Raw genomic sequence first — 22,774 nt, forward strand, 5'->3', positions numbered from 1 at the left:
CGAAGATCGCGCCCATCGAAAATAAGGAACATTGACATGGGTTTTCCAAAAACGGCGCCAATGCGCTATTTGCTGTTGGTGACCGGTGCCTGGCTGGTTGTTTTTCTACTGACCCGCCTCCTGCTGCTGGTGACCCACCTGGACGAAGTAAGCGGTAACCTGCTGCCGGTATTTGGCGTAGGCCTGCTCTACGACCTCGGCTTCCTCGCCTATGCTGCGCTGCCTTTGGGCCTGTACCTGCTGCTGTGCCCGCCGGGGTTGTGGCGTCGCCGGGGCCATCGCTGGTTCCTGCAAGCCGTACTCACCGTCAGCCTGTTCGCCATGCTCTTCACCAGCGTCGCCGAGTGGCTGTTCTGGGACGAGTTCGGCGTGCGCTTCAACTTTATTGCCGTGGATTACCTGGTTTACTCCAAAGAGGTGCTGAACAACCTGCTGGAGTCCTATCCGATCGGCAAGCTGCTGAGCCTGCTGGCGGTGATGGCCATCGTCTTGAGCGTGGCCTTGCGTAAACCGTTCAACGCGGCGATGAATGCGCCGTTGCCGGCGATGCGCAAGCGCCTGCTCAACGCACTCGGTTTGTTGGTGGTGGCCGGCCTGAGCCTGCAATTGATCAACCAGGACAGCCCGCGCAGCCAGGGCGGTAACGCCTACAACAATGAACTGGCGAGCAACGGCCCGTATCAGTTCTTCGCCGCCTTCCGTAATAACGAGCTGGACTATAACCAGTTCTACAAGAGCCTCCCGGCGGATGTGGTCGCCAAGCAGTTGCGCGCCGAACTCAGCGAGCCGAACGCACGGTTTATCGGCACTGATCCGCTGGATATCCGCCGCGCCATTACCAACCCGGGCACGCTGCGCAAACCCAATATCGTGTTGGTGACCATCGAAAGCTTCAGCGCCAAGTACATGGGCAGCAACGGCGACCCGAATAACCTCACGCCCAACCTCGACGCGCTGCGCAAGCAAAGCCTGTACTTCAATAACTTCTACGCCACCGGTACCCGCACCGACCGAGGCCTGGAAGCCATCACCCTGGCCATTCCGCCAACGCCGGGACGCTCCATCGTCAAGCGCATCGGCCGGGAGAGCGGCTTCGGGAGCCTGGGCCAGCAGCTCAACGCCATCGGCTATGACAGCGTGTTTGTCTACGGCGGCCGTGGCTACTTCGATAACATGAACGCGTTTTTCAGCGGCAACGGTTACCGCGTGGTCGACCAGAGCAGCGTGCCCGAAGCGGAAATCAGCTTCAAAAACGCCTGGGGCATGGCCGACGAAGACCTCTATAAACAGACGCTGAAACTGGCGGACGAAGACTATGCCAAGCAGCAACCATTCCTGCTGCAACTGATGACCACCTCCAACCACCGCCCGTACACCTATCCGGCAGGCCGCGTTGATATCAAATCCGGCGACGGGCGCAATGGCGCGGTGAAGTACACCGACTACGCCATCGGCCAGTTCCTGGAGACGGCGCGCCAGAAGCCCTGGTTCGACAACACCATCTTTATCTTCGTCGCCGACCACACGGCAGGCAGCGCGGGCAAGGAAGACCTGCCCATGGTCAATTATCAGATCCCGCTGTTCATCTACGCGCCCAAGCTGATTGATGCCGCCGAGAACGCGAAGCTGGCCAGCCAGATCGACCTCGCGCCGACGCTGCTGGGCTTGTTGAACCTGAGCTATGAGTCGACGTTTTTTGGCCGCAACCTGCTGCAAGACAACCCGCTGCCGCCACGGGTAGTGGTCGGCAATTACCAGTACCTGGGTTTGTTCGACGGTAATGACCTCGCGATCCTCAGCCCACGCCAGGGCCTGCGCCGCCATGACCAGGCGCTGGGTGACAGCCATGAGTCCCGTGTTGGCAGCGATGACCCGTTGATCCAGCGGGCCATTACCTACTACCAGGGCGCCAGTTACGGCTACAAACAACAGTTGCTGAGCTGGAGGGCGCCCAAGGACGAGGTCCCCCAGGTGAGCGCACGCTAACCGAAAAGCCCCGGCCAGGTCTGCCCGGGGCTTTTTTTAGAATCTGAGTTCACCATGCACGCAATCGCTGTTCGCCCGGTTTCCAAACCCCTCAACTTTTGGCTCGGTCTCGGCGTGCCAGCCGTTTTGGCGGTGGTCATGCTGTTGCTGGAGCTGACATCGCTGGACATGGACGTGGCCAAACTGTTCTACAACGCTGCCGAAGGCGGCTTTGTGGGCCGGCACAGTTTTTTTCTCGAAGACATTCTTCACGATCGCGCCAAACAGATGGTGATCGTGTTTTCCGTACTGGCGATCGCCGGGTTTGCAGGAGCCTTTATTGTTGAACGGCTTAAGCCCTATCGTCGGGAGCTGGGCTGCCTGGTGCTGTCCCTGGCTCTGGCCACCTCGTTTGTCTCACCCTTGAAGACGGTAACCGCGGTGCAATGCCCGTGGAGCGTCAAGGAGTTTGGCGGCCAGGAGACTTACAGCGAACTGCTTAGCCCCAGGCCGCCTACCGACAAGCCGGGCCGTTGCTGGCCGGGTGGGCATGCGGCGACCGGGTTTGCCTTGTTTGCGTTGTTTTTTGCCCTGCGGGATCGCCGGCCACGAATGGCGCGCTGGGCTTTTATATTTGCGCTGGGGCTGGGCACGGTGCTTTCGGTGAGCCGCACCATGCAAGGCGCGCACTTTCTTTCCCATAACGTGTGGACGGCGATTTTCAGCTGGCTGATTTGCTTGGGAGCGTATTACTTTTTGCTGTACCGCCCCGCCGCAACCGCTTGATGAACACCCCTTGCCTCGCCGGGGGCAAGGGCGCAACACTCTGCGCACTTTTTTGGCAATGATCCCGCTGAGCCATGTCCGATACCCTGCTGCTGATCGAAGACGACTTGCCCCTGGCGGCGCTCACCGCCGAGTTCCTGCGCGCCGAGGGGTTTACCGTGGCGGTAGAACACCGTGGCGACCGCGCCGCCCAACGCATCCGCGATGAGCAGCCGGCCTTATTGATCCTCGACGTGATGCTGCCGGGCATCGACGGTTTTACCCTGTGCCGACAGATTCGCGACCATTACCCCGGGCTGATCCTGATGATGACCGCCCTGGACGAGAACGCTGAACAATTGGTGGGGTTTGCCGCCGGGGCCGACGACTACGTGGTCAAGCCGATCGACCCGCTGTTGTTGTTGGCGAGAATCCGCTCGCTGCTGCGCCGCCATCCCCAGGCACCCCGCAGCTACTATCAGTGGGGCACGTTTCGGCTGGACCTGAACAACCACTTCGCCTGGCTTGGCGAGGCGCCCTTGCAGTTTTCGGTGGCCGAATTCGAGTTGCTCGCCATCTTCGCCCGCCATTGCGGCGTATTGCTCACCCGGGAAAAACTGCTCCAGCGCCTGCGTGGCCTGGAGTACGACGGCCTGAATCGTTCAATTGACATGCGGGTGTCACGCTTGCGCAAAAAACTGATGAGCCTTGAGTGCCCCGTGACCATCCAGACCATCACGGCGCAGGGTTACCTGTTCGTCGAAATCCCGCCGGGGGCCCAGCATGCTGTCTAAAGTGCGCCCGTGGATGGCCATCGCCGCCGGCACCAGCTGGGCGGCCCTCACCTTCTATCTGTTGTGGCTGTGCACGAACGCAGCAGTGTTTGTCGGCGACTACAGTTTTCTGCGCTTGATGGCCGGCCCGGGTTATCTGGTGGCCGAACAACTCAAGGCCTTGCCCGCCGAACAGCGGGAGGCGCATATCGAGGCGCTGCAAGCCCGCTTTCAGTACCCGGTCAGCCTGGTGAAAAAAGATGATATTGAGCTGCCGCCGGAAGCCCTGGTCATGCTCGACCACCATCAGCCCGCGCAGAACAGTGATGAGGACGTCACCTACTTCCCGCTGGACGACGACACGGTGATTCAATTCGGCCCCATGTGGGGAACCGCCGAAGTGAAAGACCTGCTGCAATATCCGGTGTATTGGGTGACCGCCTGTGTCGCCGGCCTGCCGGTGGTGCTGTTTCTCTGGATCGCGTTGCGTGCCCGGCGCAAGTACACCCACGACCTCAACACCCTCAACGCCAGCATTGCTACCCTCGCCCGCACGCCGAACACGCTGCTGCCGGCGATGAGCCAGGAATGGGCACCGTTGCAGCAGACCTTGCGCCAGCATGCCCAGGACATCACGTCGATGGGCGAGCGGCACCGGGAGGTCTCGCAGGCGGTGTCCCACGAACTGCGCACGCCCCTGGCGCGGATGCGGTTTGCCCTGGCGCTGCTGAGCAAAAGTGCCGACCCCGACACCCGCACCCGCCTGCAGGAGCGCCTGCAAACCGACATCGAGGAGTTGGAGTCGCTGGTTCGCGCCAGCCTCGCCTTTGCCCGGCTGGCCGATGCGCCCAGTGACCTGCAGCATGAGCCGATCAATATCCATGACTGGCTACAACAGGAGTTCGCCCTGCTGGACGGGCACCATCGCTTGCTGACCCTGGACACCGACCCGGCCGACCTGGAGCTGATCGGTGATCGCGCCCTGCTGCATTTGATCGTGCGTAACCTGCTGAGCAACGCCATCACCTACGCCCGCGAACGGGTGAATGTCAGCGCTTCATCTCAGGGCCAACAGCTGGTGCTGCATGTGGACGATGACGGCCCCGGCGTGCTGCCGGAAAACCGCGAAAAGATCTTCGAGCCCTTCGTGCGCCTGGCCATGGGCGGCGACGAGCCCAGTGGGTTTGGCCTGGGCCTGGCGCTGGCCAAACGCGCCAGCCATTGGCACCGTGGGGAACTGTCGATCACCCGCAGCCCGTTGGGCGGTGCACGCCTGACCCTGACCCTGGCGCTGCGCCCGGGTTAGGCTGTTACAGCCTGTGACAGTGGAACCTCCCCGCTGCCGCTAACCTCGCGACCTGATTCAGGATCGCACGCGCCATCCTGAGTCCATGCCCTTTGGATCAGGTTGGAGAGTCATTTCATGCGTCACCTTAAACGGCATCTGCCTACGCTGGTGTTGTCACTGTGCATGGCCGCCGGTTCATGGTCAGGCAGCCTCGCGGCCCAGAGTGTCCACGCGCCCTATTACCCCGGCACCATCCTGCCCAATCGCCAGTCCCAGGCGATCATGGATCAGCAACTGGTCACGTTCTACAAGGACTGGAAGGCGGTGTATCTGTCGAGCGAATGCGGCAGCGGCCGGTTTTTCGTCAAGGTCAACGCCGACCACAAACCGGTGGGCGGTGGCACTGCGCCCGGCACGATCACGGTGTCTGAGGCCCATGGTTACGGCATGCTGCTCACGGTGATGATGGCGGACTACGATGACGACGCGCAAAAGACCTTCGACGCCATGGTGCGCTACTTCCAGGATCACCCGGCAGCGTCCGATCCCGGCTTGATGGCCTGGAACCAGATCGAGGGATGCGGCGACTCCACCGACGCCTTTCGCGGCGACGTCAGCGCCACCGACGGCGACCTGGACATCGCCTACGCCCTGCTGCTGGCCGACCAGAAATGGGGCAGCCAGGGCACGATTGACTATCGCAGCGAGGCCAACACGGTCATGGCGGCGATCATGAAACACGAGGTGCACCCCAGGACCCACCATTTGATGCTCGGCGACTGGGCCGGTACCGACGGCGATGCAGAGCTGGAGTACACGACTCGCAGCTCGGACTTCATGCAGTCGCACCTCTACAGCTTTTTCGCCATGACCGGGGATAAACGCTGGCAGGCGGTTCGCGACAAGACCTATTCGATCATCAGCACCTTTACCCAGCGCTACAGTGCCAAAAGTGCTTTGGTGCCGGACTTTATCAGCCACCTGGACACCTCGCTCACCCCGGCGCGGCCCGAGCTGGTGGAAGGCAAATACGACGGAGCCTACGCGTGGAATGCCGCCCGTTACCCGTGGCGCATCGGCCTGGATTACCTGATGTACGGTGACCCTCGCGCGCTGTACACCTTGACCACATTCAACCGCTGGGCACGCGCCACCACTCACGATGAGCCGGGTCACTTCAACAGTGGTTACCGGATCGACGGCAGTACCATTGATGAAGCGCAGAATGAGCCGGCCTTTGTGGCGGCACTCGGGGTCAGCGCAATGATCAGCCCCGACAATCAGCTGTGGCTCAATAACATCTGGGACAACCTGCAACACCAGTCCATCCGGGACCATGACTACTACGGCAACACCCTCAAACTGCTGGGCATGGTCGTCATGTCCGGCCATTGGGAGCGGCCCCAACCGGCGCCCCTCAAAAAAACCGCAAACGTGCCTGTCCCTCCGTCATCCGGCACTGCGGCACCGGGACCCGTGGCATCTTTGCCGCCCGCCTCGCACCTGATGCTGGCCCGTGGTTTCATGTTCAAGAAACTCCTCGGGCGTCGCGGCGTCAGTTGACCTGCGCGCATAAAAAAACCCCGCCTGCATCGCTGCAGGCGGGGTTTTTCAGTATCGGGGTAAGGCTGGCTTACATCATGCCGCCCATGCCACCCATACCGCCCATGTCTGGCATACCGCCGCCAGCTGGAGCATCTTCTTTGATCTCGGCGATCATTGCTTCAGTGGTGATCATCAGGCTGGCAATCGACGAAGCCGCTTGCAGAGCCGAACGAGTCACTTTAGCCGGGTCCAGGATGCCCATTTCGATCATGTCGCCGTATTCGCCGGTAGCAGCGTTGTAACCGAAGTTACCCGAACCCTGCTTGACCTTGTCGACGACTACGCTTGGCTCGTCGCCGGAGTTGGCAACGATCTGGCGCAGAGGTGCTTCAACCGCACGACGCAGCAGAGCGATACCAACGTCCTGGTCAGCGTTGTCGCCTTTCAGTTCGGAGATAGCCTGCAGAGCGCGAACCAGTGCCACGCCGCCGCCAGGTACCACGCCTTCTTCAACGGCTGCACGGGTAGCGTGCAGGGCGTCTTCAACGCGGGCTTTCTTCTCTTTCATTTCAACTTCGGAACCCGCGCCAACCTTGATCACTGCAACGCCGCCGGACAGCTTGGCCAGACGCTCTTGCAGTTTTTCACGGTCGTAGTCGGAAGTGGTATCAGCCACTTGAGCGCGGATCTGGGTAACACGTGCCTGGATGTCAGCTTCAACACCAGCACCGTCGATCACGGTGGTGTTTTCCTTGGTCACGGTGACGCGCTTGGCATTACCCAGGTGTTCCAGGGTAGCGCTTTCCAGGCTCAGGCCGATCTCTTCGGAGATAACGGTACCGCCAGTCAGAACAGCGATGTCCTGCAGCATGGCCTTGCGACGATCGCCGAAACCAGGTGCTTTAACAGCAACCACTTTCACGATACCGCGCATGTTGTTCACAACCAGGGTCGCCAGGGCTTCGCCTTCAACGTCTTCGGAAACGATCAGCAGTGGGCGGCCGGCTTTGGCAACAGCTTCCAGAACTGGCAGCAGTTCACGGATGTTGGAGATCTTTTTGTCAACCAGCAGGATCAGCGGGCCGTCGAGCTCGGCGGTCATGGTGTCTGGCTTGTTGACGAAGTACGGGGACAGGTAGCCACGGTCGAACTGCATGCCTTCAACAACCGACAGTTCGTTTTCCAGGCCCGAGCCTTCTTCAACGGTGATCACGCCTTCTTTACCGACTTTTTCCATGGCTTCGGCAATGATGTCGCCGATGGAGCTGTCGGAGTTGGCCGAGATGGTGCCGACCTGAGCGATTGCCTTGGTGTCAGCGCATGGCTTGGACAGGGACTTCAGCTCTTTGACAATGGCGATGGTCGCCTTGTCGATGCCGCGTTTCAGGTCCATCGGGTTCATGCCGGCAGCGACGGCTTTCAGGCCTTCGTTGACGATCGACTGAGCCAGAACGGTGGCGGTGGTGGTGCCGTCGCCTGCGTCATCGTTGGCACGGGAGGCAACGTCTTTGACCAGCTGCGCGCCCATGTTTTCGAAGCGATCTTTCAGCTCGATTTCTTTGGCGACGGAAACGCCGTCCTTGGTGATGGTCGGAGCGCCGAAGCTCTTCTCGATGATCACGTTACGGCCTTTAGGGCCCAGGGTCGCTTTTACTGCGTCAGCCAGGACGTTGACACCGGCGAGCATTTTCTTACGGGCGGAATCGCCGAATTTAACTTCTTTAGCAGCCATGATCGATATTCCTTAAATACTTTGTAGTAACGGGAAGATGAGCGGGGAAGTCAGCCTTCCAGAACAGCGAGAATCTCGTTCTCAGCCATTACCAGCAGGTCTTCGCCGTCGATTTTCACAGTGTTGCTGCCGGAGTAAGGGCCGAAAACAACCTTGTCACCCACTTTCACAGCCAGCGCACGTACTTCACCGTTTTCCAGGGTTTTGCCTGGGCCAGCAGCGAGAATCACACCGTGGTTGGCTTTTTCAGCAGCCGAACCTGGCAGAACGATACCGCCAGCGGTTTTCTTTTCTTCTTCACTGCGACGGATGACGACGCGGTCATGCAGAGGACGAAGCTTGCTCATTGTCGATCTCTCCTAATTGTGTTTTTCATCGGCCGGTGTCAATTCCGGCTAGTTAAATTCCGGCGGTGCCGGTCGCGGTTCGCGGTGCGAAACGCGGAAGTCTGTCTGGTGTCGCCACCAGAAACCTTGCGGTGACCGTTACATAAGGGCGCATAAGCTTATTACAAGGGTGCAGAGATGAAAATTTTTGTGTCGGGGGCGTCTTTAAAAGCCACACGGCACCCGAAGGTGCCGTGCCAGTGAGGGGATTACTTGGGGTCGCGGTGTTCGAACTCGCCTTCGATCACGTCACCTTCACGCCCCAGGGGCTGGCGCGGAGCCGGGCCGCCGCGGGGTTGCAGGTCGTCGGCAAAGGCGCGCTGGCGGATCGCCGCCTCTTCGGCACGCTGGCGCATCTTGCCCGCCAGCAGCTTGCGAGTGAACGGCAGCAGCATCACCAGGCCGACCACATCGCTGATGAAACCCGGGAGGATCAGCAGGCCACCGGCCAACGCCATCATCAGGCCTTCCAGCATGGTCTGGGCCGGCAGTTCGCCGCGATTAAGGCTTTCACGGGCACGCAGCGCCGTGGCCAGGCCGGCGACGCGCAGCACCAGAACGCCGAGCATCGAGCCGAGAATGATCAGCAGCAGCGCCGGGAAAAACCCGATTGCCCCGCTGACTTGTACGAATACGAACAGCTCCAGCACCGGAAACAACAAAAAGAGCAACAAAAAAGGGCGCATCAAATGGTTCCTCAACGCAAGAATGCCTTGCTACTTCACCTTAGATGACGTCGCCGTTTCGTGAATTCAAGCTTCAGCGGCTGCTTTTTTCGGCCAGACCTCGGCGTGAGCCAGGAAAACCAAGGCTTCGCGTACTTGTGTCGGCGTGTTGCAAGGCTCTGCAAAGGGCAGCCAATAGAGGGCCTGGCCAATGCGCAGGTGCATGCCTTCGCTGTCGATACCGGCCAGTTGCGCAGGCTCGGAAGTCGGTAGCCCAGCCAGCTCGACGTAGTGAGCGATGGCCTTGGTGTGGTCGCTGTTCATGTGCTCGATCATGCTCAGCTCGGCCTTGGCGGCGAACGGGTTGGCCAGGGTCAAGTTGTCGACCCAGTGGATCGCACCAAACCCGCCGATGTAACGGTGGCGTACCGGCTTGAGCACCCAGAAGTCAAAATCATGGGCCTTGTGGTAGTTCGCCGAATCCGGGAAGTAGCGGTAATAACGCTCGGCGGCGGCTTCAATCGCAGCACTGTCTTCGAGCTTTTCGGCTTCGGCCAGGTAGGTCAGGCGCCCTACGGCTTGCACATCGTCCGCCTCACGCTCACCCACCAACAGGGAGCACTTGGGGTCTTTCTGCAGGTTATGGGTGTGCTGGGCGATCCGGCTGATCAGGATCAGCGGCCGGCCCTCGGCGTCCAGGCAGTACGGCACCACTGAGCCAAACGGGAAACCGGGCATGGCCTTGGACAAGGTGGAGAGTGCCCCACGGTATTCCTTGAGCAGTAGTTCTCGGGCATTCTTGGCAACGTGCGCGCTCAACTTATGACTCCTTTGATAAATTTCGTCAAAAAACAAACTTGGATAGCCGCTTAATTCTGCCCACAGGACTTGCGAATGCATCTCAACGACAAAGTAATCATTATCACCGGCGGTTGCCAGGGTTTGGGCCGTTCCATGGCCGAGTATTTTGCCGCCAAAGGTGCACACCTGGCGTTGGTGGACCTCAATCAGGAAAAACTCGACCAGGCCGTGGCAGCCTGCCAGGCGCATGGCGTGAAAGCCCGGGCCTATCTGTGCAACGTGGCGGATGAAGAGCAGGTCACCCACACCGTGGCGCAGATCGCCGACGACTTTGGTGCGATCAACGGCTTGATCAACAACGCGGGGATTTTGCGTGACGGCCTGCTGCTCAAGGTCAAGGACGGCGAGATGATCAAAATGAGCCTGGCCCAGTGGCAGGCGGTGATCGACGTCAACCTCACCGGGGTGTTCCTGTGCACCCGCGAAGTGGCGGCAAAAATGGTGGAGCTGAAGAATCAGGGCACCATCATCAACATTTCGTCGATCTCCCGCGCCGGTAACGTCGGCCAGACCAACTACTCCGCCGCCAAGGCCGGTGTAGCAGCCGCCACTGTGACCTGGGCCAAGGAGCTGGCGCGTTACGGTATCCGCGTGGCGGGCATTGCACCGGGGTTTATCGAGACGGAGATGACCCTGGGCATGAAGCCCGAGGCCCTGGAGAAGATGACCTCGGGCATTCCCCTCAAGCGCATGGGGCGGCCCGAGGAGATTGCCCATTCGGCGGCGTATATCTTTGAGAACGACTACTACACCGGGCGGATCCTGGAAATGGACGGCGGGTTGCGCCTTTAATCAGGCAGCGCTTTACCAGGCCACGCCGAACCCGGCGGTGTAGCGGGTCTTGCTCAACGCACTCTCCGAGTCGCCACTAATAATGTCGCGCTCTGCCTTGAGGTTGAGGGAGGCCCACTCGGTGACTTTGTAGCGCAGGCCCATTTCCGCATCCAGGGAATAGTCGGACGGCCCTGCCAACGGTTTGCCCAGCTCGCCATTGGTGAAGAATTCGACGGTCTTGCCCACCAGGTAGCGGTTGTAGTTCCACTTCATGGCCAGCGAGTAGAAGTTGTCCTTGCCGCCGTCCTGATATTCGTAATCCGTGCGGTTGACCAGCGAACCAAGGGAGAACGCCCCCAACTCATCGTCCCAGAATTGATAGCCCGGGCCGGTACCCACGGTGCGCTGGCGGGACAGGTCTTCGACCTTGTCACGCTTGTAGGTCAAGCGACCCTGCCAGAACCAGTGTTCGGTGATGAAGCGGTCCAGGTCGTATTCCAGCGCCCAGTTGTCGGTGGTGGTCACGTCGTCCTGAAATTCGCGGTTGTATTCGCCCTGGGCGGTATGGCGCCACTGGCCATGGCGGGCAGTGGTCTTGAAGTCGATGTCGTAGTCGTTGGTGTCTTTTTCCGCACGCTTGTAGTCCAGCGCCATGTCGACATTGCCCTTCCACACCAGGTCTTCGATCACCGGCTTGGGCTTGATGATCTGCTGGATGCTGGCCAGCTCGACGGTCTTCGGCGCCTCGCCGTTGGCCAGGACGACTTTGCCGTCATCGGCCGCCTGCAGGGACTTGGCCTTCTCACCGGTGTAGGCATCCTGTTTGACCAGCAACTCCTGGTCACTTTCCAGGGTCTTGACCTGCTTCCAGTCCACCGGGATGGCACCGGCATAGTCGGTCTGGATCAGTAGCTTGCCACCGTCGAAAACCTTGATCTTGCCGGTCAGTCGGTCACCGTTCTTCAACCAGACGGTATCGGCGAGCAGCGGCGTGGAGGCGCTGAAAACAGCGAGGCACAGCAGGGTTCTGGACAACATAAGCGGATTTGAGGCTCGAGTTTGGCGAAAAAACGGGCATTATCGGGGCGGATAACTTCTTAGCAAGGACTGACTCGGGTATTTGTATCGAGTTCCGTGCCCGGCGGTACATTTGCAGACATTTCCTACGAATAGACGGATATTTTCATCGGACATGCCCACCGTGAACGAAACGACCGACGCCCCGCAAAGCCCGGCCGAAATGCGCCGCACCGTGCTGTACCTGACCCTCGCCCAAGTGCCCGAAGGCTGCGTGATCAGCTACGGGGAGCTGGCGCACCTCGCCGGTTTGGGTCGCGCCGCGCGCTGGGTGGGCCGCACCCTGAGCCAGTTGCCAGAAGACACCAAACTGCCCTGGCATCGCGTGTTGGGTGCCGGCGGTCGGATAAGTCTGCCGGTGGGCAGTGCCTCGGGGGACGAGCAACGCGCGCGTTTGCGCGGTGAAGGTGTCAGCATCCTGAACAATCGTGTTGATATTCAGCGTCATGGCTGGCGCCCGGTAGAGCACAGCGGTTAGAGTGCGCGCTTTATTTGCGTAATTCTGAGGCAGACTCCAGCCCATGCCCCGTAAAACCTGGCGCGCCGCGCTCGCCGCCTATGCCAGCCCCTCGACGTTAGTGCTGTTGCTGCTCGGCTTTGCTGCCGGCTTGCCTTACATGTTGGTGTTCTCGACGCTCTCGGTGTGGTTGCGTGAGGCCGGTGTGGCCCGCGAAACCATCGGTTATGCGAGCCTGATCGGCCTGGCCTATGCCTTCAAGTGGGTCTGGTCGCCCTTGCTCGACCAATGGCGCCTGCCGCTGCTCGGCAAGCTCGGACGTCGTCGTTCCTGGCTGGTACTGTCCCAGACGCTGGTGATCCTCGGATTGATCGGCATGGGGTTCTGCGATCCGCAAAAGCACCTGTCCTGGCTGATCGCCATCGCCGTTATCGTTGCCTTCGCTTCCGCCACGCAAGATATCGCCGTAGACGCCTACCGCCTGGAAATCGCCAGCGACAGCCAGCAGGCCGCGCTGGCCGCCAGCTATATGTCCGGGTATCGCGTGGCCGCCCTGCTGGCCACCGCCGGCGCACTGTTTTTCGCTGAAGGTTTCGGCTCCACCGGGTTCAACTACAAGCACTCGGCGTGGGCCGGCACGTATGTACTGTTCGGTGTGCTGATGGTGCCAGCGCTGCTGACCACCCTGTTCATGCGCGAACCCAATGTGCCACTTCGCACCCAGTTGCAGGCCGGTCGCTACAGTTTTGCGCACCAACTGGTCTCGGTGTTCGTGTTGATCGTGCTGCTGGTGTCGGTGCCGGCGATGTTCACCCAGCTGTACAACACAGACTTCGCCAGCGTGCTGTTCCACGGCGTCAGCCTGCTGGACTTGCTGCTGGAAGACCGCGCGTTCCTGCGGGCCATCCTCTATATCATCCTGACCACCCTGTGCCTGTCGACCATGGGCCGCCGGGGCCTGGCGCCGGTGCTCACGCCGGTCAACGACTTTATCCTGCGCTACCGCTGGCAGGCCTTCCTGCTGCTGGGGCTGATTGCCACCTATCGCATGTCGGACACGGTGATGGGCGTCATGGCCAACGTGTTCTATATCGACCAGGGTTTTACCAAGGACCAGATCGCCGGCGTCAGCAAGGTGTTCGGCCTGATCATGACCCTGCTGGGTGCCGGCATGGGCGGACTGCTGATCGTGCGCTTCGGCATCCTGCCGATCCTGTTTATCGGCGGTATAGCATCGGCCGGTACCAACCTGCTGTTCGTGATGCTCGCCGACATGGGCCCGGACCTGCAGATGCTGATTTTCACCATCTCCCTGGATAACTTCAGTTCGGGCATGGCGACCTCGGCGTTTGTTGCGTACTTGTCGAGCCTGACCAACCTGAAGTTCTCCGCCACCCAATACGCCCTGCTCAGCTCGATCATGTTGCTGCTGCCACGCTTGATCGGAGGGTATTCGGGGGTGATGGTCGAGAAGTTCGGTTATCACAACTTCTTCCTGATCACCTGCCTGCTGGGTGTGCCGACGCTGATCCTGATTGCCTTGCACTGGTTCCAGGAAAGCCGGCGGATTCGCTTGAACCCCACCAAAGAAGACTGAAAGTACGCGGTCAATGTGGGAGCTGGCTTGCCTGCGATGGCATCACCGCGGTGTAACTGACACCCCGTGCCGCCTGCATCGCAGGCAAGCCAGCTCCCACAGATGCCTGTACTCCGGCAGCGACCGCCCGTACAATCAAAAGTCATTTCAAGTCCAAGCAACCGACAACGGCCTACCATGCGCACCAGTCAATATTTGCTCGCCACACAGAAAGAAACGCCTTCCGACGCGGTCGTGATCAGCCACCAGCTGATGCTGCGCGCCGGCATGATCCGCAAACTGGCCTCGGGCCTGTACACCTGGCTGCCCATGGGCTTGAAGGTGATGCGCAAGGTCGAAGCCATCGTTCGTGAAGAAATGAACGCCGCCGGCTCTCTGGAAGTGTTGATGCCGAGCACCCAACCGGCTGAGCTGTGGCAGGAATCCGGGCGCTGGGAAGAGTACGGCCCTGAATTGCTGCGCTTCAAGGATCGTCATGGCCGCGATTTCTGCGCCGGCCCGACCCACGAAGAAGTGATCACCGACCTGATGCGCAACGAGTTGAGCAGCTACAAACAGCTGCCCCTCAACCTGTATCAGATCCAGACCAAGTTCCGTGACGAAATCCGCCCACGCTTCGGTTTGATGCGCGGCCGTGAATTCATCATGAAGGACGCCTATTCGTTCCACGCTGACCAGGCGTCCCTGCAGGTCACCTACGACCGCATGCACACCGCCTACTGCAACGTGTTCACCCGCCTGGGCCTGAAGTTCCGCCCGGTTGAAGCGGACAACGGCTCCATCGGCGGCGCCGGCTCCCACGAGTTCCACGTACTGGCCGAATCCGGCGAAGACGATATCGTGTTCAGCAACGGTTCCGACTACGCGGCGAACATCGAGAAAGCCGAAGCCGTGCCACGGGAAACCTCCCGTCCGGCACCAAGCGAAGAGCTGCGCCTGGTGGATACGCCTGAGACCAAGACCATCGCGGCCCTGGTGGAGAAATTCAATCTGCCGATTGAAAAGACCATCAAGACCCTGATCGTGCACGCCGAGGAAGAAGGCAAGCTGATCGCCCTGGTGATCCGTGGCGACCACGAGCTCAACGAAATCAAGGCCGCCCAGCAGCCAGGCGTTGCCAGCCCGCTGGTGATGGCCACCGACTCCGAACTGCGCGACGCCATTGGCGCCGGCGCTGGTTCCCTGGGCCCGCTGAACCTGCCGCTGCCGATCATCATCGACCGTTCCGTGGAGCTGATGAGCGACTTCGGCATCGGTGCCAACATCGATGACAAGCACTACTTCGGCGTGAACTGGGAACGTGACCTGCCGGTTCCGACCGTGGCCGACCTGCGCAACGTGGTTGCAGGCGACCCGAGCCCGGACGGCAAGGGCACCCTGGAAATCAAGCGCGGCATCGAAGTCGGGCACATCTTCCAGCTGGGCAACAAGTACAGCAAGGCGATGAAGTGCGAAGTGCTGGGCGAGAACGGCAAGCCGATCACCCTGGAAATGGGCTGCTACGGCATTGGTGTTTCCCGCGTGGTTGCGGCTGCCATCGAGCAGAACAACGACGAGAAAGGGATCATCTGGAGTGACGCCCTGGCGCCGTTCCAGGTCGCCCTGGTACCGCTGCGCTACGAAACCGAGCAAGTGCGCGAAGCCACCGACAAGCTGTATGCCGAACTGACGGCTGCCGGTTTTGAAGTGTTGCTGGATGACCGGGACAAGAAGACCAGCCCGGGCATCAAGTTCGCCGACATGGAACTGATTGGCATCCCGCACCGGATCGTGGTCAGTGACCGCGGCCTGGCCGATGGCAATCTGGAATACAAGAGCCGGACCGAAGCCGAAGCCCAACCGTTGCCGGTGGCTGACGTGCTGTCTTTCCTTCAGGCGCGTATTCGTCGCTGAAACCCAGATCAAGAGTCGTCATGTTCAAGCGAAACACCATAGCCCTGGGGGGCGCCACGTTATGTGGCGCCCTGCTGGTCAGCGGCTGCGCCAACCAGATGTCGCAACGCAGCGAGCACGAGGAACGCATCGAGCGCAAATTGCTCGATCACAGTCTGCAGATCGATGTAGGCGAGCCCAAAGTGCTGGAGCTGCCGCAACGCCGGGTTCGCATTCATGAGCAAAAGACCTTTGAGGTCACCGAATTCGAAGTCACCCGTCGTTACGACCGTTACACGCCCTACCAGCCCTGGCGCAAACTCTATGAGATGCCCCTTGGCGCGGTCGCGCTGGTGGCGGGCGTCGGCGCCAACGTGGCGAATATCTTTGCCCTGGGCAACCTGCCTGCCAGCATGACCCGCGATTGGCTCAGCTACGGCGTGGACGGGGTCAACCCGTTCATGAACGTGCAGTCCAACGGCCGGGCGCAACAGAACCTGGCGGGTATCGATGAAGTCCAGCGCGACAAGCGCGTGGAGTACTCGAGCCTGCCCTGGAGCGAGCGCCCGGTGCAGGTGACCGCCGGCAAGCAAACCCATGAGCTGACCACCGACCGCAATGGCGTACTGCGCCTGAACCTGTTGGACAGCCCGTTTGCCGAGCAGGACCTGAACCGCATCAGCACCCTGAAGATCAGCGTTGAAGATGCCCAGGACGACGTGCACTCGGACTCATCCCTGGCTATCAGCAGCACCCTGCGGGGCAAATTGCTCGAAGCTCACGGGTTGATCTACGACGACCTGGAAGACGACGAGGTCAGCGAGTGGGTGCACCGGGTCAAGCGCCTGTCGGAGCTGGGCCTGGAAGAGGAAGCCAGCGAGCTGGAACAAAGCCTCATTGAGCTGACCCGCAATGATCCTGAGCTACAGCAGGAATTCCTGCAGGCCTTGACCAAGGACGCGGGGCGTCTGGTGGCGGATCCTGAGGCACGCTGAAGCCTTTAAATGTGGAAGCGGGCTTGCTCGCTCCCACATTTGGTTTTCGGTTTCTACCAGGGGAATTGGAGCTGCTCGTTGCCGCTGCTCAAATCCAGCAATCGCACGCCGATCCCCAGCAATCGTACCGGCTTGCCGCCACGATTGAACGCCTGGGTCAGCAACTGCCGGTAACTCTCCAGGTCCCTCCCTGCCCCGGCCTGCTCCAGGGTTGTCTGGGTAAAGTCGTGAAATTTCACTTTGACGAACGGCTTGCCCGCCCGGTAGCTGCTGTCGATGCGCGCCATGCGCCCGGCCAGGGTTTCCATCAGTTCAGGCAATTTTTCCAGGCAACTGGGCAGATCCGGTAGATCCACATCGTAGGTATTTTCCACGCTGATGGACTGCCGGCGGCTGTCGTTCTGCACCACACGGTCATCAATCCCACGGGCCAGGCTCCAAAGACGCTCGCCGAAGCTGCCAAATTCACGCACCAGCGCCAGCTTGTTCCACTCCCGCAGCTGCAGACAATCCTCAATCCCCAGACGCGCCAGTTTGTCGGCGGTGACCTTGCCCACGCCGTGGAGCTTTTTCACCGGGAGTGCCGAGACAAAGTCTTCGACCTGATCCGGGGTGATCACAAACAATCCGTTGGGCTTTTTCCAGTCGCTGGCGATCTTGGCGAGGAACTTGTTCGGCGCCACGCCCGCAGAAACGGTGATGTGCAACTGGTTGGAGACCCGCCGACGAATGTCCTGGGCAATGCGCGTGGCGCTGCCGCCGAAATGCGGGCTGTCGGAGACGTCCAGGTAGGCTTCGTCCAGGGACAACGGCTCGATCAGGTCGGTGTAGTCGCGAAAGATCGTCTGGATTTCCTTCGACGCTTCTTTATAGGCGTCCATGCGCGGCTTGACGATGGTCAAGTCCGGGCACAGCTTCAAGGCGTGCCGGGACGACATGGCCGAGCGCACCCCGTAGGCCCGGGCTTCATAGTTGCAGGTGGCGATCACTCCGCGACGGTCTGCCGAGCCGCCCACCGCCAGAGGCTTTTGCGCCAGGGTCGGGTCGTCGCGCATCTCGATGGCGGCGTAGAAGCAATCACAGTCGACGTGGATGATTTTGCGCTGCGTCATATATAAGGCAGTGGTTTCGGGCAGAAAACGAACAGGTGGGCAGTATCTCACTCACACCTGTATATAGCACCAGTAGTTTGAATCTTCCGCCTAAGCGGTAGGAAAATTCGCAGATGAATTCATTTTCTCAATCGAAAACCACCCCCCAATAGAGCTGAAAGCCTCGGCCAGACTGGCCCCGCGGCCTATCAAGGGGTCGCCTTGGAGAGCTAACCGATTGAACCACAAGCGCTTTTCTTTGAATCAGCGGTTGACACACCCGCGTTCCTCTGTAGAATGCCGACACACAGACGCGGGATGGAGCAGTCTGGTAGCTCGTCGGGCTCATAACCCGAAGGTCGTCGGTTCAAATCCGGCTCCCGCAACCAAACATCAAAAAAGGCTACTCGAAAGAGTGGCCTTTTTTGTGCCTGTCTGTTTTAGCGCCCTTTTCGATTGTCTGACAAAAAACCTTTCCCAATCGCGCACTTACCGCTCGTGCGTGACAATTTGACGCTTATTCGCACTTATTTGACCCATCAGCCGATTAACGGTTGACACCCTGCCGTTGCTCTGTAGAATGCCGCCACACAGACGCGGGATGGAGCAGTCTGGTAGCTCGTCGGGCTCATAACCCGAAGGTCGTCGGTTCAAATCCGGCTCCCGCAACCAAACATCAAAAAAGGCTGCTCGAAAGAGTGGCCTTTTTTGTATCTGACGAAAAAGTCCTTTTGAAACAATGGCATGGCATCTTTCATGAAACCGTACACGGTTTGTAGAGTCCATCTCATTGCAAGCTATGCTAAGTCTTCAAGCACTGTCCTTCTACGACCAATGGGCGCTGTCGCTGCACTTCGCGATACGCGTTAATATTTGTAATTATTTTGTCCATAGGGATTGGTAACTTGGCTGGATACCTCCATCCTGTCGCGCACAATCCACGAGGTGATTGATGCGCGCCAACTCGTCTGAACCACAAGACACTGTCACAGCGACACAACCGATCACTCCCACCCGTTTGCGCTGGCTGGATCTGTTGAGCAAATACCGCCAACCCATCGGGCTGGCCGTCACCTTGTTGCTGTTCGCAATCGCCCTTATCGCCTGTCGCCACCTGCTGCTTGAGCTGGACTTGTACGCGCTCCACGACTCGATCCTGGAAGTGCCGAAACCTGCACTGCTGGGCGCATTCGGTGCCGCTGTCGCCGGCTTTATCATTTTGTTGGGCTATGAATTTTCCGGCGCCCGCTATGCCGGCGTGAAACTGCCGGCCAAGACCCTGGCCTACGGCGGCTTTACCGCCTTCGCCATAGGCAATGCGATTGGCCTGTCGATGCTCTCGGGCGGTTCGGTTCGCTACCGTTTATATGCACGGTATGGCATCGGCGCCTCCGAAGTGGCGCGCATGACCGTGTTTGCCAGCCTGGCACTGGGTTGTGCCCTGCCGCCACTGGCTGCGCTGGCCACCTTGAGCAACCTGCCCGCCGCGTCCAACGCGCTGCATTTACCGGCCAGCCTGCTAGGCAGTATCGCCGGCGCGGTGCTGTTGCTGACAGCAGCGCTGTGTATCGGCATCTACCGCCGTCGCCTGCCGGAACAACCGTACCCCGACAACCTGCTGGTCAAGGCCGGGCGCCGCACCCTGCGCCTGCCGGGCCGTCGCCTGACCTTCCTGCAACTGATCATCACCGCCCTCGACGTCGCCGCCGCCGCCACCGTGCTGTATATGCTGCTGCCGGAAGCGCCGCCCTTTGGCCCGTTCCTGCTGGTGTACCTGCTGGCCCTGGCCGCCGGCGTGCTCAGCCATGTACCGGGCGGCGTCGGGGTGTTCGAAGCGATCCTGCTGGCGGCCTTTGCCGACAAGCTCGGCGCCGCACCACTGGCTGCCGCATTGCTGCTGTACCGGATGATCTACGTGGTGCTGCCGCTGTTGATCGCCTGTGTGTTCCTGCTGGTCAACGAAGCCCAGCGCCTGTTCCAGACGCAACAAAGCCTGCGGGCGGCCTCCGGCCTCGCGGCACCGATCCTGGCCGTACTGGTTTTTTTGTCCGGCGTGGTCCTGCTGTTTTCCGGCGCAACCCCGGAAATCGACTCACGCCTGGAAAACATCGGCTTCCTGATTCCTCATCGCCTGATTGACGCTTCGCACTTTGGTGCCAGCCTGATCGGCGTGCTCTGCCTGTTGCTCGCACAAGGCCTGCGTCGCCGGTTGTCCGCCGCGTGGATGCTGACCATGGTGCTGCTGCTGACCGGCGCCCTGCTCTCGCTGCTCAAGGGTTTCGACTGGGAAGAAGCCAGCCTGATGACCATGACGGCGGTGCTGCTGGCGATCTTTCGGCGCTCGTTCTATCGCGCCAGCCGCCTGACCGAACTACCGTTCTCGCCGCTGTACCTGGTGGCCAGCGTGTGCGTGCTCGGCGCGTCGATCTGGCTGCTGCTGTTTGCCTATCAGGATGTGCCTTACAGCCATCAGCTGTGGTGGCAGTTCACCCTCGACGCCAACGCCCCGCGTGGCCTGCGCTCGCTGCTGGGCGCTGCCGTGGTGCTGGTGGTGGTCTCGCTGACCTGGCTGCTGCGCACGGCGCGCCCGATCATCCACCTGCCGACACCGGATGAACTGGAGCGCGCCACCAAGATCCTGATGAACTCGGCGCAACCCGATGGCGGCCTGGCACTGACCGGCGACAAAGCCCTGCTGTTTCACCCCAACGACGAGGCGTTCCTGATGTACGCCCGTCGCGGTCGCAGCCTGGTGGCCTTGTATGACCCGATCGGCCCGACCCTGCAACGGGCCGAGATGATCTGGCAGTTCCGTGACCTGTGTGATATTCACCATGCCCGCCCGGTGTTCTACCAGGTGCGCGCAGAGAACCTGCCGTACTACATGGACATCGGCCTGACCGCGATCAAGCTGGGTGAAGAAGCCCGGGTCGACCTGAAACGCTTTGACCTGGAAGCCAAGGGCAAAGAGATGAAGGACCTGCGCTACACCTGGAACCGCGGGACCCGCGATGGCCTGTCCCTGGAGATCCACGAACCCGGCCAGGCCCCGATGGAGGAGCTGAAAGTCATCTCCGACGCGTGGCTGACAGGCAAGAACGTGCGGGAAAAAGGCTTTTCCCTGGGACGATTCAGCGACGACTACCTCAAGCACTTTCGCATTGCGATCATTCGCTTCGAAGGGCGCCCGGTAGCGTTTGCGAACCTGCTTGAGACCTACAGCCATGACCTGGCCAGTCTCGACCTGATGCGTGCGCACCCGGACGCGCCGAAGTTGACCATGGAATTCATGATGGTCGGCCTGATTCAACATTATAAGAACCATGGCTACGCCCGCTTCAGCCTCGGCATGGTGCCGTTGTCGGGCCTGCAACCACGACGTGGCGCCCCGCTGACCCAACGCCTGGGCTCGATGGTGTTCCGCCGTGGCGAGCAACTGTATAACTTCCAAGGCTTGCGCCGCTTCAAAGACAAGTTCCAGCCTGACTGGGAACCCCGTTATATGGCCGTGCCCGCAGGACTTGATCCGCTGGTGGCACTGGCCGACACCGCCGCCCTGATTGCGGGCGGCTTGACTGGATTGGTGAAACGCTGATGATTCGACGCTCCTGGCGGTATGTATTGGCATTTTTGGTGGTACTGGCACTGATTCTCGGTGGCGGTTACTGGTACTGGAACCGCCCTGCACCGCAACCGACTCTGGAACAACTGCCACAGGCCGATGGCACCGTCCTGACCCGCGTAACCCCGGGCACCGCGCCCAAGGCCCGCGTGGCCGTGGCCGTGCTGGCCGACGAAACCCTGACCGACAGCCAACTGATTGCCCTGAGCCAGGGCGGCGCGGCGCAGATCGTCCAGGTGATCCTGCCCAAGGAAGACTGCAAGCTGCAGGAACAAGCCCTGCAGACCGCCCTCGGCCAGCTTAAAGGCCCGGCGACGCTGGTCAGCGGCATCGGCCCTGGCGCAGCCCTGGCCTGGCGCTGGCTGGCAGCTCAGAACGACGACAAGGCCAACGCCATCTCCGTCGGCTTCGCCCTGGCACAACCGGGCTGCAACGACCCGCTGCCGAAAACCTCGGCCCATGGCAGTTGGCTGGTGGCCTGGAACGATAACCCTGACGATGATGCTGCCAGTTTCGTACGCGACACACCGCGCGCCACCACCAGCATCAGCGACTACGACGTTCACTACCCGCAAGTGCTGAACAACGAGCTGCGCAAGCAACTGGTGGGTTCGGACAACGGCGGCCTGGCGATCCCGGTGGTCGAAGTGCCTGCCGGTCAGGCCAAGGACACCGTCACCCTGTTCCTCTCCGGAGACGGCGGCTGGCGTGACCTGGACCGTGACGTGGCCGGAGAGATGGCCAAGATCGGCTACCCGGTGGTCGGCATCGACACCCTGCGCTACTACTGGCAGCACAAGACCCCGGAACAAAGCGCCAAGGACCTCACCGAGCTGATGCAGCACTACCGGCAGAAGTGGGGCACCAAGCGCTTCGTGCTGACCGGCTACTCGTTCGGCGCCGACGTGCTGCCGGCCATCTACAACCGCCTGCCGGAAAGCGAGCAGCAGCGTGTAGACGCAATTATCCTGCTGGCCTTCGCCCGCACCGGCAGCTTCGAGATCGAAGTGGAAGGCTGGTTGGGCAACGCCGGCAAAGAAGCCGCCACCGGCCCGGAAATGGCCAAGCTGCCAGCGGCCAAAGTGGTGTGCATCTACGGTGCCGAAGAAGTCGATGAAAGCGGCTGTACCGACAAGACCGCCGTCGGCGAAGCGGTGAAGCTGCCTGGCGGCCATCACTTCGACGAGAATTACCCGGCGCTGGCCCAGCGCCTGGTGGACATCATCAATAAGCGCCAAGGCACCCCCAAGGCCGAATAAGCGCCCACAAAAAAGCCCCCGCTGCCGCAAGGCACCGGGGGCTTTTTGTT

General features: G+C 60.7%; 18 protein-coding genes and 2 tRNA genes. 14 read left to right on the forward strand and 6 right to left on the reverse strand.

The window, feature by feature from the left end; genetic code table 11:
* Nucleotides 1–36 precede the first annotated feature (36 nt).
* From HKK54_RS03495 to HKK54_RS03515, 5 genes are all read left to right on the forward strand, one after another.
* Nucleotides 37–1,986: an LTA synthase family protein gene (locus HKK54_RS03495; RefSeq protein WP_169386158.1), complete on the forward strand. Its 1,950-nt coding sequence runs from the start codon at nt 37–39 to the stop codon at nt 1,984–1,986.
* A 54-nt stretch (nt 1,987–2,040) separates the two neighbouring features.
* Nucleotides 2,041–2,751, forward strand: coding sequence for a phosphatase PAP2 family protein (locus HKK54_RS03500; protein ID WP_169386159.1), 711 nt, complete (start codon nt 2,041–2,043; stop codon nt 2,749–2,751).
* Between the two features lie 74 nt (nt 2,752–2,825).
* Nucleotides 2,826–3,524 (forward strand): response regulator transcription factor, encoded by a 699-nt coding sequence (locus tag HKK54_RS03505; RefSeq protein WP_169386160.1) that lies wholly within the window; start codon nt 2,826–2,828, stop codon nt 3,522–3,524.
* Nucleotides 3,514–4,809: a sensor histidine kinase gene (locus tag HKK54_RS03510; RefSeq protein ID WP_169386161.1), complete on the forward strand. Its 1,296-nt coding sequence runs from the start codon at nt 3,514–3,516 to the stop codon at nt 4,807–4,809. The genes HKK54_RS03505 and HKK54_RS03510 overlap by 11 nt, the downstream gene beginning before the upstream one ends.
* Nucleotides 4,810–4,926: 117 nt before the next feature.
* Nucleotides 4,927–6,354: a glycosyl hydrolase family 8 gene (locus HKK54_RS03515; RefSeq protein WP_169386162.1), complete on the forward strand. Its 1,428-nt coding sequence runs from the start codon at nt 4,927–4,929 to the stop codon at nt 6,352–6,354.
* Nucleotides 6,355–6,424: 70 nt separating this feature from the next.
* Here the strand turns inward: HKK54_RS03515 and groL are convergent, their stop codons facing one another.
* The 4 genes from groL to HKK54_RS03535 form a co-directional block, all read right to left on the reverse strand.
* Nucleotides 6,425–8,068, reverse strand: coding sequence for a chaperonin GroEL (gene groL / locus HKK54_RS03520; protein WP_003208597.1), 1,644 nt, complete (start codon nt 8,066–8,068; stop codon nt 6,425–6,427).
* Nucleotides 8,069–8,118: 50 nt separating this feature from the next.
* A complete protein-coding gene (locus HKK54_RS03525) occupies nt 8,119–8,415 on the reverse strand; it encodes a co-chaperone GroES (protein ID WP_003208599.1) in 297 nt (98 codons plus the stop codon).
* Between the two features lie 248 nt (nt 8,416–8,663).
* Entirely contained in the window at nt 8,664–9,140 is a 477-nt protein-coding gene (locus HKK54_RS03530; RefSeq protein ID WP_008433587.1) for an FxsA family protein, read from the reverse strand.
* Between the two features lie 66 nt (nt 9,141–9,206).
* Nucleotides 9,207–9,938: a HugZ family pyridoxamine 5'-phosphate oxidase gene (locus HKK54_RS03535; protein ID WP_169386163.1), complete on the reverse strand. Its 732-nt coding sequence runs from the start codon at nt 9,936–9,938 to the stop codon at nt 9,207–9,209.
* Nucleotides 9,939–10,013: 75 nt separating this feature from the next.
* Between HKK54_RS03535 and HKK54_RS03540 the strand changes: the two genes are divergently transcribed.
* Complete coding sequence (locus HKK54_RS03540; RefSeq protein WP_169386164.1) at nt 10,014–10,772, forward strand: SDR family oxidoreductase; 759 nt, start codon at nt 10,014–10,016, stop codon at nt 10,770–10,772.
* A 12-nt stretch (nt 10,773–10,784) separates the two neighbouring features.
* On the opposite strand, the gene HKK54_RS03545 is transcribed toward HKK54_RS03540, so the two are convergent.
* A complete protein-coding gene (locus tag HKK54_RS03545) occupies nt 10,785–11,792 on the reverse strand; it encodes a DUF481 domain-containing protein (protein ID WP_010170019.1) in 1,008 nt (335 codons plus the stop codon).
* Nucleotides 11,793–11,946: 154 nt separating this feature from the next.
* Here HKK54_RS03545 and HKK54_RS03550 point away from each other — a divergent pair, with 154 nt between their 5' ends.
* From HKK54_RS03550 to HKK54_RS03565, 4 genes are all read left to right on the forward strand, one after another.
* The gene (locus HKK54_RS03550; protein ID WP_010170020.1) at nt 11,947–12,309 is read left to right on the forward strand and encodes an MGMT family protein; all 363 of its coding nucleotides are present in this window, start codon (nt 11,947–11,949) and stop codon (nt 12,307–12,309) included.
* Nucleotides 12,310–12,352: 43 nt separating this feature from the next.
* Complete coding sequence (locus HKK54_RS03555) at nt 12,353–13,885, forward strand: AmpG family muropeptide MFS transporter (protein WP_010170022.1); 1,533 nt, start codon at nt 12,353–12,355, stop codon at nt 13,883–13,885.
* A gap of 177 nt (nt 13,886–14,062) precedes the next feature.
* Complete coding sequence (locus HKK54_RS03560; RefSeq protein WP_169386165.1) at nt 14,063–15,778, forward strand: proline--tRNA ligase; 1,716 nt, start codon at nt 14,063–14,065, stop codon at nt 15,776–15,778.
* 20 nt (nt 15,779–15,798) lie between these two features.
* Nucleotides 15,799–16,752, forward strand: a complete 954-nt coding sequence (locus HKK54_RS03565) for a hypothetical protein (protein ID WP_010170025.1) — start codon at nt 15,799–15,801, stop codon at nt 16,750–16,752.
* A 53-nt stretch (nt 16,753–16,805) separates the two neighbouring features.
* On the opposite strand, the gene dinB is transcribed toward HKK54_RS03565, so the two are convergent.
* A complete protein-coding gene (gene dinB / locus HKK54_RS03570) occupies nt 16,806–17,864 on the reverse strand; it encodes a DNA polymerase IV (RefSeq protein WP_010170027.1) in 1,059 nt (352 codons plus the stop codon).
* Between the two features lie 291 nt (nt 17,865–18,155).
* On the opposite strand from dinB, the gene HKK54_RS03575 reads away from it, so the two are divergent.
* The 4 genes from HKK54_RS03575 (at nt 18,156) to HKK54_RS03590 (ending at nt 22,724) form a co-directional block, all read left to right on the forward strand.
* Nucleotides 18,156–18,232: transfer RNA gene (locus tag HKK54_RS03575), tRNA-Met, on the forward strand.
* 206 nt (nt 18,233–18,438) lie between these two features.
* Nucleotides 18,439–18,515: transfer RNA gene (locus HKK54_RS03580), tRNA-Met, on the forward strand.
* 280 nt (nt 18,516–18,795) lie between these two features.
* A complete protein-coding gene (mprF, locus tag HKK54_RS03585; protein WP_169386166.1) occupies nt 18,796–21,438 on the forward strand; it encodes a bifunctional lysylphosphatidylglycerol flippase/synthetase MprF in 2,643 nt (880 codons plus the stop codon).
* Nucleotides 21,438–22,724: a virulence factor family protein gene (locus HKK54_RS03590; RefSeq protein WP_010170038.1), complete on the forward strand. Its 1,287-nt coding sequence runs from the start codon at nt 21,438–21,440 to the stop codon at nt 22,722–22,724. The genes mprF and HKK54_RS03590 overlap by 1 nt, the downstream gene beginning before the upstream one ends.
* The last annotated feature ends 50 nt before the right edge of the window (nt 22,725–22,774 follow it).

Source organism: Pseudomonas sp. ADAK13 (assembly GCF_012935715.1).
In the GTDB taxonomy this organism is placed as follows: Bacteria; Pseudomonadota; Gammaproteobacteria; order Pseudomonadales; family Pseudomonadaceae; genus Aquipseudomonas.

What these genes read in the sequence shown, in the direction of transcription:
- dinB (WP_010170027.1), bottom strand. Translation starts at nt 17,864, where the DNA reads ATGACGCAGCGCAAAATCATCCACGTCGACTGTGATTGCTTCTACGCC.
- HKK54_RS03565 (WP_010170025.1), top strand. Translation starts at nt 15,799, where the DNA reads ATGTTCAAGCGAAACACCATAGCCCTGGGGGGCGCCACGTTATGTGGC.
- HKK54_RS03495 (WP_169386158.1), top strand. Translation starts at nt 37, where the DNA reads ATGGGTTTTCCAAAAACGGCGCCAATGCGCTATTTGCTGTTGGTGACC.
- HKK54_RS03545 (WP_010170019.1), bottom strand. Translation starts at nt 11,792, where the DNA reads ATGTTGTCCAGAACCCTGCTGTGCCTCGCTGTTTTCAGCGCCTCCACG.
- HKK54_RS03560 (WP_169386165.1), top strand. Translation starts at nt 14,063, where the DNA reads ATGCGCACCAGTCAATATTTGCTCGCCACACAGAAAGAAACGCCTTCC.
- HKK54_RS03500 (WP_169386159.1), top strand. Translation starts at nt 2,041, where the DNA reads ATGCACGCAATCGCTGTTCGCCCGGTTTCCAAACCCCTCAACTTTTGG.
- HKK54_RS03510 (WP_169386161.1), top strand. Translation starts at nt 3,514, where the DNA reads ATGCTGTCTAAAGTGCGCCCGTGGATGGCCATCGCCGCCGGCACCAGC.
- HKK54_RS03590 (WP_010170038.1), top strand. Translation starts at nt 21,438, where the DNA reads ATGATTCGACGCTCCTGGCGGTATGTATTGGCATTTTTGGTGGTACTG.
- HKK54_RS03555 (WP_010170022.1), top strand. Translation starts at nt 12,353, where the DNA reads ATGCCCCGTAAAACCTGGCGCGCCGCGCTCGCCGCCTATGCCAGCCCC.
- HKK54_RS03540 (WP_169386164.1), top strand. Translation starts at nt 10,014, where the DNA reads ATGCATCTCAACGACAAAGTAATCATTATCACCGGCGGTTGCCAGGGT.
- groL (WP_003208597.1), bottom strand. Translation starts at nt 8,068, where the DNA reads ATGGCTGCTAAAGAAGTTAAATTCGGCGATTCCGCCCGTAAGAAAATG.
- HKK54_RS03550 (WP_010170020.1), top strand. Translation starts at nt 11,947, where the DNA reads ATGCCCACCGTGAACGAAACGACCGACGCCCCGCAAAGCCCGGCCGAA.
- mprF (WP_169386166.1), top strand. Translation starts at nt 18,796, where the DNA reads ATGCGCGCCAACTCGTCTGAACCACAAGACACTGTCACAGCGACACAA.
- HKK54_RS03525 (WP_003208599.1), bottom strand. Translation starts at nt 8,415, where the DNA reads ATGAGCAAGCTTCGTCCTCTGCATGACCGCGTCGTCATCCGTCGCAGT.
- HKK54_RS03530 (WP_008433587.1), bottom strand. Translation starts at nt 9,140, where the DNA reads ATGCGCCCTTTTTTGTTGCTCTTTTTGTTGTTTCCGGTGCTGGAGCTG.
- HKK54_RS03515 (WP_169386162.1), top strand. Translation starts at nt 4,927, where the DNA reads ATGCGTCACCTTAAACGGCATCTGCCTACGCTGGTGTTGTCACTGTGC.
- HKK54_RS03505 (WP_169386160.1), top strand. Translation starts at nt 2,826, where the DNA reads ATGTCCGATACCCTGCTGCTGATCGAAGACGACTTGCCCCTGGCGGCG.